The sequence below is a fragment of the Streptomyces niveiscabiei genome (assembly GCF_033794345.1).
Taxonomy (GTDB): Bacteria; Actinomycetota; Actinomycetes; order Streptomycetales; family Streptomycetaceae; genus Streptomyces; species Streptomyces niveiscabiei.
On sequence record NZ_JARAYJ010000002.1, the window covers coordinates 275,478 to 288,752 of the forward strand.

The 13,275-nt window shown below is 72.5% G+C and carries 13 protein-coding genes; 6 read left to right on the top strand and 7 right to left on the bottom strand.

Annotated elements, in window-relative coordinates:
* Positions 1-4: 4 nt before the first annotated feature.
* The 3 genes from PV682_RS03435 to PV682_RS03445 all read right to left on the bottom strand — a co-directional run bounded on the left by PV682_RS03435 (position 5) and on the right by PV682_RS03445 (position 2,350).
* Positions 5-871: a S1 family peptidase gene (locus PV682_RS03435; RefSeq protein ID WP_319723821.1), complete on the bottom strand. Its 867-nt coding sequence runs from the start codon at positions 869-871 to the stop codon at positions 5-7.
* A 138-nt stretch (positions 872-1,009) separates the two neighbouring features.
* Positions 1,010-1,753 carry an SDR family oxidoreductase gene (locus tag PV682_RS03440; RefSeq protein WP_319723823.1) on the bottom strand — a complete coding sequence of 248 codons (744 nt, stop codon included), beginning with the start codon at positions 1,751-1,753 and terminating at the stop codon, positions 1,010-1,012.
* Between the two features lie 147 nt (positions 1,754-1,900).
* The gene (locus PV682_RS03445) at positions 1,901-2,350 is read right to left on the bottom strand and encodes a hypothetical protein (protein ID WP_319723825.1); all 450 of its coding nucleotides are present in this window, start codon (positions 2,348-2,350) and stop codon (positions 1,901-1,903) included.
* Positions 2,351-2,788: 438 nt separating this feature from the next.
* Between PV682_RS03445 and PV682_RS03450 the strand changes: the two genes are divergently transcribed.
* The 3 genes from PV682_RS03450 to PV682_RS03460 all read left to right on the top strand — a co-directional run bounded on the left by PV682_RS03450 (position 2,789) and on the right by PV682_RS03460 (position 4,992).
* Positions 2,789-2,962, top strand: a complete 174-nt coding sequence (locus PV682_RS03450; RefSeq protein ID WP_319723827.1) for a hypothetical protein — start codon at positions 2,789-2,791, stop codon at positions 2,960-2,962.
* A 146-nt stretch (positions 2,963-3,108) separates the two neighbouring features.
* Positions 3,109-3,687 carry a TetR/AcrR family transcriptional regulator gene (locus PV682_RS03455; RefSeq protein ID WP_319723829.1) on the top strand — a complete coding sequence of 193 codons (579 nt, stop codon included), beginning with the start codon at positions 3,109-3,111 and terminating at the stop codon, positions 3,685-3,687.
* A 147-nt stretch (positions 3,688-3,834) separates the two neighbouring features.
* Complete coding sequence (locus tag PV682_RS03460) at positions 3,835-4,992, top strand: GDSL-type esterase/lipase family protein (RefSeq protein ID WP_319723830.1); 1,158 nt, start codon at positions 3,835-3,837, stop codon at positions 4,990-4,992.
* Here the strand turns inward: PV682_RS03460 and PV682_RS03465 are convergent.
* On the bottom strand, positions 4,982-6,325 hold the full coding sequence (locus PV682_RS03465) for an amidase (RefSeq protein WP_319723831.1): 1,344 nt from the start codon (positions 6,323-6,325) through the stop codon (positions 4,982-4,984). The two genes, PV682_RS03460 and PV682_RS03465, sit on opposite strands and share 11 nt — an antisense overlap.
* A 227-nt stretch (positions 6,326-6,552) precedes the next feature.
* Between PV682_RS03465 and PV682_RS03470 the strand changes: the two genes are divergently transcribed.
* From PV682_RS03470 to PV682_RS03480, 3 genes are read left to right on the top strand one after another with little or no spacing between them, the layout of a single operon-like run.
* On the top strand, positions 6,553-8,388 hold the full coding sequence (locus PV682_RS03470) for a beta-N-acetylhexosaminidase (RefSeq protein WP_319723833.1): 1,836 nt from the start codon (positions 6,553-6,555) through the stop codon (positions 8,386-8,388).
* Between the two features lie 9 nt (positions 8,389-8,397).
* Positions 8,398-9,951, top strand: coding sequence for an alpha-L-fucosidase (locus PV682_RS03475; protein ID WP_319723835.1), 1,554 nt, complete (start codon positions 8,398-8,400; stop codon positions 9,949-9,951).
* A 13-nt stretch (positions 9,952-9,964) separates the two neighbouring features.
* A complete protein-coding gene (locus PV682_RS03480; RefSeq protein ID WP_319723837.1) occupies positions 9,965-10,291 on the top strand; it encodes a protease inhibitor I42 family protein in 327 nt (108 codons plus the stop codon).
* 75 nt (positions 10,292-10,366) lie between these two features.
* Here the strand turns inward: PV682_RS03480 and PV682_RS03485 are convergent, their stop codons facing one another.
* From PV682_RS03485 to PV682_RS03495, 3 genes are all read right to left on the bottom strand, one after another.
* Entirely contained in the window at positions 10,367-10,879 is a 513-nt protein-coding gene (locus PV682_RS03485; RefSeq protein WP_319723839.1) for a hypothetical protein, read from the bottom strand.
* Between the two features lie 32 nt (positions 10,880-10,911).
* Positions 10,912-12,018, bottom strand: a complete 1,107-nt coding sequence (locus PV682_RS03490; RefSeq protein ID WP_319723840.1) for a C1 family peptidase — start codon at positions 12,016-12,018, stop codon at positions 10,912-10,914.
* Between the two features lie 485 nt (positions 12,019-12,503).
* Entirely contained in the window at positions 12,504-13,214 is a 711-nt protein-coding gene (locus PV682_RS03495) for a FadR/GntR family transcriptional regulator (RefSeq protein ID WP_055722088.1), read from the bottom strand.
* Positions 13,215-13,275 lie beyond the last annotated feature (61 nt).

The following is a 13,275-nucleotide window of genomic DNA, read 5'->3' on the forward strand; positions in this document are numbered from 1 at the left end:
CCCGTCAGTACACCGACACCCCGTACGCGTTCAGCGCCTCCTGGACCGGCTGGTAGTACGTCGTCCCTCCCGACGCGCAGTTCCCCGAGCCCCCGGAGATGACGCCGAGGACCTTGTCGCCGGCGTACAGCGGGCCGCCGCTGTCGCCGGGCTCGGCGCAGATGTTCGTCTGGATCAGGCCGGACACGACGTCGCCGCCGCCGTAGTTGACGCTCGCGTTCAGCCCGGTGACCCGGCCGCAGCGCACGCCGCCGACGGCTCCCCGGTGGCAGACGCTCTGGCCGGGGAAGGCGGTCGCGGCGCCGGTGACGTCGACGGCCCCGACGGTGCCGGGGCGGGGGACGGCCGGGTTCGTGTAGCGGACGATGCCGAAGTCGTCGACGGGGAACCGGGTCCCGGCGGTGGCGCCGGCCACCGTGGTCCCGGCGGCGTCGGCGTACCAGGTGGACGTGCCGCCGGTGCAGTGGCCCGCGGTGACGAAGTAGTACGCCGACCCCGCCTGCACGTTGACACCCACCGAGCAGCGCCAACCGGCCGTGTGGACGCCGTCGCCGCCGGACAGGAGCGTCCGCAGCGGGCCGCCGAGCCGCTCGACGCTCGCGGACCGCCCGGCGGCCCGCTGTATCCGGGCCAGGTCCGGTCCGCTGACCGTGGAGTCGGTGAGGACCCGGAGCCGCCCGGTACGGCCGTCGGCGCCCCAGGCGGTACCGGCCACATCGAGGGCCTCGACGGCGGAGGCGGCTCCAAGGAGGGGAGCGGCGGCGGTGGCCGCACCGGCACCCGACACCCCGAGCCCGGTCACCGCGCACAGGCTCAGCGCGGAGGCGAGCAGCCACGTACGTCGGACGGCGAAGCGCTGCGCTCGGATCACGGGGGCTCCCTGAGGACGGGCGTGCCACGGCGCCCTCAGTGTGCCGGGCCGGGGCGGGGGAGGGTAGACGGGCTTCGGCCGAAGACCCCGGCGCGAACGTGGGCCGGCGCCGCCGGAGTTGCCCGCGCCTCGCGCCGGTCAGGGTGTCCGCGCTCTCCGTACCCGCGTCCCCCCGTCCACCACCAGATCCGCCCCCGTGACCCACTCCGCCTCCTCCGACACCAGCCACATCACCGCCTTCGCGACGTCCTCGGGCTCGCCGAAGCGGCCGAGCGGGAGGGTGTGCGCGGTCTCCTTCTCCCAGGCGAACCGGGCCATCTCGGTGCGGGTCAGGCCGGGGGAGACGGAGTTGACCCGTACCCCCGGCCCCAGTTCGCCTGCCAGTTGCTGGGTCAGCCGCAGGAGTGCCGCCTTGCTGACGCTGTACGCCCCGACGCCGGCCCCCACGTGGGTCGCGCCCTCCGTGCAGATGTTGACGACCGTGCCGCCGTGCTCGCGCATCCACCCCCGCCAGGCGCACTGCGTGAGCCGCAGGGGTGCCTCGACGTTGACGGCGAAGGCGCGGGCCCACTGCGCGGGGTCGGCGTTCATGAGGGGGCCGAGGGGCTGGTTGGTGGCGGCGTTGTTGACCAGGACGTCGAGGCGGCCGTACTCGTGCAGGGCCAGGGAGACCAGGCGCGTGGGGAGGCTGGGGTCGGCGAGGTCGCCGGGGAGGCCGATCCCGTCGAGGGCATCGGCGGTGCGGCGGACCTCGGCGGGGTCGCGGGCGGTGACACAGACTCTCGTGCCGGACGCGGCGAGCGCACGGGCGACGGCGAGGCCGATGCCTCGGGTGGCGCCGGTGACGAGCGCTGCCCGGCCGGGGGAGGGGGAGGAGGCCATCGCCGTACCGTCTCATGACGCACTGTCAGCCGACAGTGCCTGAAGGAGAGTTGGAGAGGTCGCGGGAACATTCCGGACCCGCGTCGGCGCGGCACCCTCAAGTCACCGCTCTCGACGGCGAGTTGTGCCCGGCGCCGGACCGTGCCCTCAATCCACCGCCCCCAGCGGTGAGTTGCGTCCCGCGACGAGGTGCAGCACCGTCCGCCAGTCCTCCAGCACCCCCGCGTCGAACCAGGCGGAACGCGCCTCCTCGGCGGCGTGCGAGAGGCGCGCGAGGTCGTCGTCGGCGGGGTGCCCGGTCCAGGGGTGGTGGCGCAGGAGCGCGGCGACGCGCGGGCCGAGCAGGGGGCGTACGGCGTCGGCGGTGCGGGCGGCGCGGTGCGCGGGGTCGGTGGGGCACAGGAGGCGGCCGACCGGCTGGACGAGCCCCGTGAGCTGGAGCTCCTTGTCGGCGGGGCGGCTGCGGCGCAGCAGCGCGGCGGTCCGCAGGGCGTGGTCGTGCAGGTCGACGCCGGTGTTCCGGGAGCCTCTGACCTCCCGCACCCCTTTGCAGGCGTACAGCAGATCCATGAGCTCCTCCACGCCGCGCAGCTCCATCCGTCGGTCCTCCCGCGAGACAGCCGGTGCGCGAGCCAGCACACCATGGCGACCTTGCGCCCGAGCCAACGGCACCTGAACTGCGCGGCGACACCTGCGGGGTACGCCGAACGGGTGAACCGCGAGGGGCCTCCCGGCGTCGACCGACAAGGGATGACATCGGAGTGACGTCCCATCGTTACGTCAAATTTTCAGCGCTATCGAGCGGACCCCCGCTCATTTGGTTACCCTTGGGCTCGGCGGGCAGCAGTACAGGGATCCCACCCGAGCCCATCGCCCGCCGTGGAACGGGCCGGTCCATCACGGCCCGCTCTCCCAGGAGTTGCCGGCGCCACCGCGTCCGAGCTGCATTCGAGCAAGACCCGAGGGTGCGTCAGACGCCGGAGCGCAGAATGGCAGGCACGACCCGAGGGTGACCCGACACATAAGGAGTGCGCGGTGACACCGGAGAAGACGAATCGCGAGCAGCGCCCGAAGGAACGCGCGGAGCGCTCGGGCCGCCGGCCCGGAGAACTCGGCAGCCTCGACGTGTGGGCGCGCTCCGCCCCCATCCGCCTCGCGGGGTACGAGGACGACCTGGCCGAGCCGCACATCCTCCCCAGCGTCGACTGACGCGACCGCACGTACGGCATGGGCGTGCCACCTCACGCCCATGACCCCTCCCGCAGTACGAGGGTCCCCTTCGCTATTTGCCTAAAGGCTTTAGGCAAGCCCATAATCCCTTCAGGCATGGTGGCGGCCGACGAAGGGGTACGACGATGGCGCGCGCGGGACTCACCCCCGACCGGCTGATCCTCGCGGGCGCGGACCTCGCCGACGAGGCCGGCTTCGAGAACGTCACCCTCTCCGCGCTCGCCCGCCGCTTCGACGTACGGGTCGCGAGCCTGTACGCGCACGTCAGGAACTCCCAGGACCTGAAGACCGGCATCGCGCTGCTCGCCCTGGAGGAACTCGCCGACCGCGCCGCCGACGCCCTCGCGGGCCGCTCAGGCAAGGATGCGCTCGTCGCGTTCGCGAACGTGTACCGCGACTACGCCCGCGCCCACCCCGGCCGCTACACCGCCGCCCGCTTCCGCCTCGACCCGGAGACGGCCGCCGCGAGCGCCGGCGTACGGCACTCCCGGATGACCCGCGCGATCCTGCGCGGCTACGCCCTCACGGAACCCGACGAGACCCACGCCGTGCGCCTCATCGGCAGCGTCGTGCACGGGTACGTCAGCCTGGAGGAGGCCGGCGGATTCGCCCACAGCCGGCCGGACGGGCAGACGAGCTGGCTCCGCATCCTCGACGGCCTGGACGCGCTGCTGCGCAACTGGCCGAGCGGCGAGGGCGGTTGAGCGCGGTCGCCGCACCGACCCGGCCGACGACCAGCCGCCCGGTGAAGGTGATCGGCGGCATCGCGAGACCGGCGCCGACCGGCAGCGGCTGTCGACCTCGCCGCCGCCATGCCACCCCAACTCACCCACCAGCGAAGAAGGTTGACCGTGCCGCAGTACGAAACCCCCGTCACCGCCGACCTGATACGCGGCGCCCTCGACCTCGAAGCCACCCCCGACGGCGGCCTGATCCCGCACCGCCTCCCGCCCCGCGCCCGCGCGCAGAACACCGACCCGCAGCTCGCGGCCGTGGAGGTCCAGCCCTCCGGCGTACGCGTCGCGTTCCGCACGAGCGCGACCGACGCCGAACTGGTGGTCGTCCCCACGAACCGGAGGTACGCCGCCGCGCCGCCCCGCCCGCCCGCGCTCTACGACCTGCTGGTGGACGGCGAGTTGACGGCACAGGCGGCGGCGACCGGCGGCCACACGCTCACGGTCGACATGGTCACCGGCGCCACGGAGTTCACCGAGGGCCCACCCGGAACCGTCCGCTTCACCGGCCTCCCCGACCGTCCCAAGGACATCGAGATCTGGCTCCCGTACGCCCAGAAGACCGAACTGCGCACCCTCCGCACGAACGCGCCCGTCACCCCGCAGGCCCCCTCCCCGCGCCCGCTCTGGCTCCACCACGGCAGCTCCATCAGCCACGGCACGGACGCGGCGAGCCCCACGGCGATCTGGCCGGCCGTGGCCGCCCGCCTCGGCGGCGTCGACCTCCTCAACCTCGGCTTCGGCGGCAGCGCGATGCTGGACCAGTTCACCGCCCGGGCGATCAGAGACACCCCCGCCGGCCTCATCACCCTGAAGATCGGCATCAACATCGCCAACGCGGACGCGATGCGCATGCGCGCCTTCGGCCCCGCCGTCCACGGCTTCCTGGACACGATCAGAGACGGCCACCCCGACACGCCGATCGTGATGATCTCCCCCATCTACTGCCCCATCCACGAAACAACCCCGGGCCCGGGCGCCCTGGACACCGAGGCGTACGCCCGGGGCAGGCTGAAATTCCTGGCGACGGGAGACCCGCAGGAGGCGGCGCGGGGCCGCCTGACGCTGGTGACGATGAGGGAGGCACTGGAGCGGATCGTGGGCGAACGGGCAAGGGAGGACGACAAGTTGACGTACCTGGACGGCCGGGAACTGTACGGCCCGGAAGACGAGGACCTGCCGCTGCCGGACGACCTGCACCCGGACACGAAGACACACCAAAGGATGGGCGAACGCTTCGCGGAACGGGTCTTGAAGACCGTGCTCATTCCATAGGCGCCGTCCGAGGCCACGGCCTCAGCTCCTCCAACTGCTCGGCCAGCCTGAGCAACTGCCCCTCACTCCCCGGCTTGCCGACCAGTTGGACAGCGGTCGGCACCCCGGAGGGATGCGTGCCGAGCGGCACGGCCATCGCGGGCCACCCCGTCAGATTCCAGGGCGGCGTGAACGGCGAGTAGGCGGAGTTGACGAGGAGATTCCGCGCCCACCCCCGCTCATGCCAGGGCGCCGACTTGGGCGCGCGCCGGGCCAGCGCGGGCGTGACCAGCACGTCGTACTCGGCGAAGAACGGCTCGAACCGCCCCCGCAGCCTCTCCCGGGCCACCCCCTTGCGGACGGACCCGAGGAACCGCCGCCCCACAGCCGCGTGCACCCGGGTCCGCCGGACCAGCAGCCGGGGGTCGAGCGGCTGCGCGTCGACAGCGGTCCCGGCGGTCCAGTACGCCAGAGAGGTCGTCGAAAGGGACAGGGGATACTGCGGATCGGCCCGCCGCACCCGATGCCCCGCCCCGGTCAGCACCCGAGCCGCCTCGCGCGCGGCGACCACGTACGGCTCGCTGACCGGCGTACCGGCGACAGGGCTCCGCACGGACACGGCGACCCGCAGGAACCCGGGAGACGCGGGCCGCGCGACCTCCGTGCCGGCGAGGACGGACAGCATGAGCCGGGCGTCGCCGACGGTGGTCGCGAGGGGCCCGTTCTCGGAGAGCCCGAACCAGTCCCCGTCCCCGATCCCGGCCGGCACGAGCCCGTGACCGGGCTTGATGGTGACGAGCCCGCAGTTCGCGGCCGGAATCCGCAGGGACCCCATGCCGTCGTTGCCGAGGGCGATCGGCACCATCCCGGCGGCGACGGCGGCGGCGCTCCCCCCGGAGGACCCGCCGGCCGTGCGGGCGAGGTCCCAGGGGTTGCGGGAGGTCCCGTGCACCCCCTCGGTCGTCCCGAAGACGCACAGCTCGGGCACGTTGGTGAGCCCCACGACGATCGCCCCGGCGGCCCGCAGCCGGGCGACGGTGACATGGTCCTCGGCGGACGGCGTGTCGGGCGTGGCGGCGGACCCGGCCCGCAGGGACTCGCCCCGCACCGCGAGGTTGTCCTTGACCGCCAAGGGCACCCCGGCGAGCGGCAGTTCGGCCAGATCCCCGCGCGCGGCCAGCTCATGGGCCTCGGCCAGCGCGGCGTCCTTGCGGACGGTCCGGAACGCCCCCACCGCCCCGTCGAGCCGCTCGACGCGGGCCAGGTGCTCGGCGACGACCTCGCGCGGGGTGGCCCGCTTCTCGCGGACGGCGGCGGCGATCTCTGCGGCGGTCCGGCCGACCCAACTGGTCACGGGCGCTCCTCGGGGTGGGGGAGGGGTACGGGGTGTGGGAGAACTCTGCCTCCCGTGGTGCGCGCACGTCGAGATCTTCCCGGGACCGGCTCGGCACCGCCTCCGGAGAAGCCCCCGTCCCATCCGATCAATCGGTCACCTCCTGCCCCATTGACAGCCAACTCCCGCGGACCGACCATTCGATACATCCGATGACCTGGGGGCCTTGTATGCGGGGTGTGCGGGGTATGCGGGCTTGTCGTCAGATCCTTGGTGCCGCGACCGCGGCCCTCCTCCTCTTCGCGGCGCCGCCCCCGGCGACGGCGTCGACCGCCGCACAGCCGCCGGTCACCGTGCCGGCCCTCACCGACTGGACGCCGGAGCCCGGGAGTTACACCTACGGCACCGGCACCCGCCTGATCGCCGGCACCCCGGCCGAACACCGCGTCGCCACCGTCCTCGCCGACGACCTGCGCGACACCGGACACGGCACGGTCCCGGTCACCGACGCCACCCCGCACGCCGGGGACGTCGTCATCGACGTCGACCCGGCCCGTACGGCTCTCGGCGCCGAGGGCTACGAGCTGCGGTCGGGCGAGACCCTCGCGGTGACCGGCGCCACCGAGACCGGCGCCTTCCACGGCACCCGTACGGTCCTCCAACTCCTCGCGCAGGGCGACCGGTTGCCGGGCGGGCGGACCGTCGACACGCCCCGCTACCCGCAGCGCGGGGTCGGCGTCTGCGCCTGCTACATCCACGTCTCGATGCCCTGGCTGGAGAACCTCGTCCGGGAGATGAGCTACCACAAGCTCAACCAACTCCTCCTGGAACTCAAGGTGAAGAGCGACGCCCACCCCGAGGCCAACACCTGGGGCTACTACTCCAAGGACGAGATCCGCCGCCTGGTCGCCCTCGGTGAGCGCTACCACGTCGAGATCGTTCCGGAGATCAACTCCCCGGGCCACATGGACCCCTGGATCGAGAACCGCCCCGACCTCCAGCTCACCGACTCCGGCGGCGTCAAGCAGCCCAGCCGCCTCGACGTCACCCAGCAGGCGGCGTTCACCTACTACACGAGCCTGATCGACGAGTACGCCGAGGTCTTCCCCGCCCGCGCCTGGCACATGGGCGCCGACGAGTACATGCTCGGCTCCGACTTCGCCAAGTACCCGCAGATCCTCGCCTACGCCCGCCAGAAGTACGGCGCGAACGCCACGCCCCAGGACGCCTTCGTCGACTTCGTGAACCGCGTCCAGGCGTACGCGGCCACCAAGGGAAAGAAGCTCCGCATCTGGAACGACGGCCTCACCGGCGCGAACACCGTCCCCGTCGCCCCCGGCACGACGGTCGAGCACTGGCTGAACGTCGCCGTGAAACCGAGCCGACTCATCGCCCAGGGCTACCCGTTGCTGAACGCCGCCTACGCCCTCTACCTGATCCGGGGCGGCTTCCACTCCGACACCGCCGGTCTGTACGACCAGAGTTGGGACCCGCGCAGCTTCGAGGGCGAGAAGCTCACCTCCAGCACCGGCATCGTCGGCGCGAAGATCAGCCTGTGGCCCGACAACGGACGCGGCGAGACCGAGAACGAGGTCGCCACCGCCCTCTGGCCCGCCCTGCGCCACATCGCGCAGACCACCTGGGGCGACCCCCGCCCCGACACCACGTACGCCCGATTCACCGCACGCGGCACAACAGTTGGGCACGCGCCGGGGTGGCGTGACCTCACGCGCGTACCGGTCGCCAACGGCCGCTACACGCTGAGCGCGGCCGGACGCTCGTACGGGACGTACGATCTCGCGCGCACCGCCGACGGGTACGTCACCCTCCGCGCCTCCGACGGCTGCCTCGACATCCGGGGCGGCAGGCTCACCCTCAACACCCCGCTCCAGCCCGGCGTGGTGGCCACCCGCGCGGCCTGCGATCCCACAAGTACCGTGCAGCGCTGGGAAGTCCAGCCCGTGCCCGGCGGCTGGCTGCTGGTCAACGCGATCACCCGGATGGCGATGGGCGCGACGCCCGACGGGAGGCTCGCGCAGTATCCGCCGGACCAACGCCCGCCCACCGTATGGCAGTTGAGCTGAGGAGAGCCGATGCCTGTCTCACGCCGAGTGTTCGTCGCGTCGGCCGTCGCGGCCGTGGCGGCGGGGGTGCCGTCGGGGGCGAACGCACTGCCGGGAAGCGCACCCCCTGTCCGCGCCGACCTCTCCCGCATCCCCGTCCTCCCCACCGACACCGAGGCCGACCTCGTCCGCAAGGCGTCCCGACTCCGGCCCACCGCACGGCAGTTGGCCTGGCAGAGCCTGGAGCGGACCGCGTTCCTGCACTTCGGGGTGAACACGTTCACCGGCCTGGAGTGGGGGACGGGGGACGAGGACCCGGACGTCTTCCAGCCCACCCGCCTCGACACCGACCAGTGGGCGAGAGCCCTGCGGGACGGCGGCTTCAAGCTCGCCATCCTCACCGTCAAGCACCACGACGGCTTCGTGCTCTACCCCACCCGGTACACCAACCACTCGGTGGCGTCCAGCAGTTGGCAGAGCGGCCGGGGCGACGTCCTGCGCTCCTTCACCGACTCCATGCGGCGGTACGGCCTCAAGACCGGCGTCTACCTCTCGCCCGCCGACGAGAACCAGTACCTCCACGGCGTCTACGCCAACGGCAGCGCCCGCACCGCGCGCACGATCCCGACCCTCACGGCCGCAGACGACCGCACCCCCGCCCGTTTCTGGACGCTCGACGCCACCGACTACGGCGCCCACATGCTCAACACCCTCTACGAAGTGCTCACCGAGTACGGCCCCGTCGACGAGGTCTGGTTCGACGGCGCGCAGGGCCGCATCCCGCCCGACAAGGTGGAGAGCTACGACTGGGACAGCTGGTACGCCCTGGTCCGCGAGCTGGCCCCGGACGCGACGATCGCGGTCACCGGCCCCGACGTCCGCTGGGTCGGCAACGAGGCGGGGCTCGCCCGCGAGAACGAGTGGAACACGATCCCCGTCAAGGAGAACCAGTACGGCCGCACCGACTGGGCCCTGTCCTACGACACCGCCGACCAGGGCAGCAGGGGAGCGCTGGTGCGGGCCCGCCCGAACACCGACTTCCTCCAGTGGTGGCCCGCCGAGTGCGACGTGTCCATCCGCGACGGCTGGTTCTACCACGCGGACCAACAGCCCAAGTCCGTCGCCCAGTTGGCGGAGATCTGGTTCGGCTCGGTGGGCCGGGGCGCGGTCCTGCTCCTCAACGTCCCGCCGGACACGGAGGGGCTGCTCCACGCGTCCGACGTCACCCGGCTGCGGGAGTTCCGCGAGCGCGTCGACCGTGAACTCCCCTACGACCTGGCCCTGGACGGCCGTACGACGTCCGGGCCGAACCAGGTCACCGTGGAACTCCCCGCCGACACCGACGTCGACCGGGTCCGCCTCGCCGAGGACATCCGCGAGGGGCAGCAGGTCGAGGCGTTCGTCGTGGAGGCGCTGCGCGGGGGCGTGTGGACGCAGGTCGCGCGGGCCGGGACGATGGGGGCGAGCCGCGTCCTGCGGCTGTCCGCGCCCGTGCGGGCCCGGCAGTGGCGGGTCCGCGTGACGGGGGCGCGGGTCGCGGCGGTCCGCGTCGCGGAGTTCCGGCTGTACAGGTCGGCGGTCTGAGCTGGGAGGCTCTGTGGGTGAGGTGCGGGTGTCGGCGCGGGACTCCGTCGTACGGGTGCGGGCCGGTGACGTGGTCGTCGTCGAACTGCCCGAGAACCCGTCGACCGGCTACCGCTGGGAGATCACCGGCATCGACGGCCTCGACGTGACCGGCGACGACCACACCCCGGCCCCGACCGGGCCGGCCGGGGCCGAGCTGGTCGGGGCCGGGGGGACCCGCGTCCTCAGGCTGCGCGCCGAGCAGGCGGGGGAGGGCCGGCTGGAGCTGGTGTACCGGCGCTCGTGGGAGGCGGAGGGGGAGAACGAGGGGGAGTACGCGCTCCGGGTCACCGTGGAGTGAAGGGCACCGCGTACCGCACGGCCCCCGCCCTCACCGGCCGCCCCCTCGCCGCCCCCTCCCTCTCGCTCTGTGCCGCTACCAGAGGTAGATCTCGTGGACCATCCCGTCCGACTCCTCGCGGAACGAGATCGCGTGGTTGGTCTGGCGGGCCTGGGACGCCAGGGTCGTCAGGGCCGTGAACGCCCAGTCCGTGGCGTTGTAGATCTTCTTCCAGCCGCCGCCCTTGACGTGGAAGTAGGCGTTGCGGGTCTGGTTGATGGACCACAGGGCGTCCACCATGACGTTCTGCGTCCAGGTGCCCGTGATCGTCGTCGCCGCCTGGACCGCCGCGGCCGCCCTGAGGTCGCCATGGAGTTCGGGCGTGATCGTCGGCCGTGCCTCACCGGCTGCAGTCTGCTCGAACCGCTGGACCATGACGTCGGTGAGAGGCTTGGCGGACCCGGCGAACGCTCCGCCGGCCTGGCCGACGTCGACGCCGGGCGGGAACAGGGCGGGCCGGCCGGCCTCGTCCTGGGCGGCGGAGGAGCGGACCTCCTGGGTCACGGGCTGCTGCGGCGTCGCCTGCGTGTCCTGTCCTTGCGGGCTCATCGTCGTTCCCTCCGTTTCCTGTCGCGCCCGGCTCACCAGGCGTAGATCTGCTGGACGGTGCCGCTGTTCTCGTAGAGGCCGACCTTCGCGCCGTTCGCCTTGGACGCGGCGAGTTCCGCGAGCATCGACGCGTCGGTGGCGCCGACCGAGCCGTTCAGGCTGAGCCAGCCGCGCAGTTCGCCGTACGCCCACACGTTCGCGTCGGCCTCGTTGCTCCACAGCGCGAGAATGCGCTGGTCGGGCAGCCAGTTGCGGATGACGGTGCCGAGAACGCCCACGTTGTGCCAGGACTCGATGCCGCACTCGCCGTATCCGATGCGGAAGAAGCCCTGCTCGCCCCAGCCGGGACCCCAGCTGTTCTTGGCGATCCAGCACTGCTGGGCGTCGTCGTAGCCGACGAGCGTGACGCAGTGGCCGCCGGCCAGTCCGCCGGTCTTGTGGCGGTAGACGCCGCCCGCGTAGGAGAAGAAGTCCTGGTAGACGAAGAAGCAGGCGACGACGGAGCCGTAGGTGGAGATGTGCTCCTTCATCGCCGCCGGGTTGTTGTCCTGCTGCCAGGCGCGGATCTTCACGAGCCGGTTGGGCCAGTCCGCGTTGAGCTTCGAGCAGTCCTGGTCGCCCGCGGTGTACGGGAAGTACTCCTCGATGGTCAGCCCCGAGTCGCGCGCCTTGTCGGCGAGTGGTTCCGGCAGCCATCCGGTGTTGCAGGTGGCGCCGGCCGCGCGGCCGTAGCAGTAGAACGCCTGCGCCTCGGAGAGATTCACGGGGAGGTACGGGGTGCGGTTGGAGTACCGCGTGACGTGCTCGACGGTCGCGACGGTGCCGAAGGCGACGCACGAGCCGCACGAGCCCTGGTCCTTGACCGGCGTCGTGTAGTTGATGCCGCCGATGTTGCGCAGGTCGAACGCGGACGGGGCGCCGACCGAGTCGCCGGTCGCGGAGATGGCGGCGGCGCGGTCGCTCTGGCGGGCGCCCTCGATGGCGGCGATCTCGTGCTCCTCGACGGGGACGCCGAGGCGGATCACACGCTCATCCTCGGTGAGAGAGGTCATGCTGGTGACGGCCATGCGCCACGGGTTGCCCGCCTCGTCGAGCACCGACCGGAGGTGGCCGAGGTCGAGCGGGTCGTTGACAGGCATGGTGGAGCCTCCTTGCTGCTGCGGGTACCGGTCCCGCCCCGGGTCGGGCCGACGGCACACGCGGCGTCGGGGCCGGGGGCGGGCGAAGCGGCGTACGAGGCCGCATCGGTGACGGTTCGTCAGGATGTCGTGCCGGGGGGGGCAGGCGGGCACGTGCGCCTCAACAGCTACGCCAGGGGGCGGTGGGTCCGGTCCCAGGCGGTCCGCGGGTCGAGTCCGCGTCAGTGTCTGTCAGTTCTCGTGCTGGCTTGCACAGCCGAACCCCCGGATGTGATGACAACCCCCCGAATTCCGTACGGCGTCCCTCGGGCCGCCGACTGTCGAGATGCAGCTAAGCAGAGAACCGGGAGTGCGGGAATACGACGGATGGCGGAGGTCGAAAAAAGGGGTACACCGGGACGTGTGTAGCGGAACGCCCTCTCCCGGCCACCGTGACCGCTTTCGGAAACCGGCCTGCCAAATCCCGTTCCCCCGAGGTCGTTTCCTCAGGCGCTCAACTGGGCCCGCAGCCACTCCTCGACCTCGCCGACGTGCGCGGCGGCAGCCGCCCGCGCCGCCTCCGGGTCCCGCGCCGTGAGCGCCCGGTGGATCGCGGCGTGTTCGCGCCGGGTCCGGTCGAAGGCGCCCTCCTCCTCGTAGCCGCGCCACACGCGGGCGCGGAACGTGCGCGAGGACAGGCCCTCCAGGATCGCGGCCATCGTCTCGTTCCCGGCGGCGACCGCGATGGCCCGGTGGAAGGCGAGGTCGTGCGCGAGGATCACTTCCGGGTCGTCGGTCGCGTTCATCGCCGCCAAGTGCTCCGCGACCTCGGCGAGTTGGACGTCGGTGATGCGCGCCGCCGCCAGCGCCGTGGCCGTCGACTCCAGCACCCGCCGCACTTCGAGGAGTTCCACGAGCCGCGCCCCCCGCGAGAGGTCGGCGACGACACCGAACGTCTCCAGCAGGTCCCCGGCGTCCAGCGCGGTGACGTAGATCCCGGACCCGTGCCGCGCCTCCAGGACCCCGAGGACGGTGAGCGCCCGGATGGCCTCCCGCATCGAGCTGCGGGACATGCCGAGCTGGGCGGCGAGGTCCCGCTCGGTCGGCAGCCGCTGGCCCGGCTCCAGGAGCCCTTCCGCGATCATCGCCTTGATCCGCTCGATGGCGCGCTGCGTCACCGTGCCCTGTCGCGGGGCGGTCCCCGTGCTGTCGTCCACCGTCGTCCTCCTGAAGCCGTGCGGGGAGTCTAGCGACCGAAGTGGTCGGACCACTCTGTGA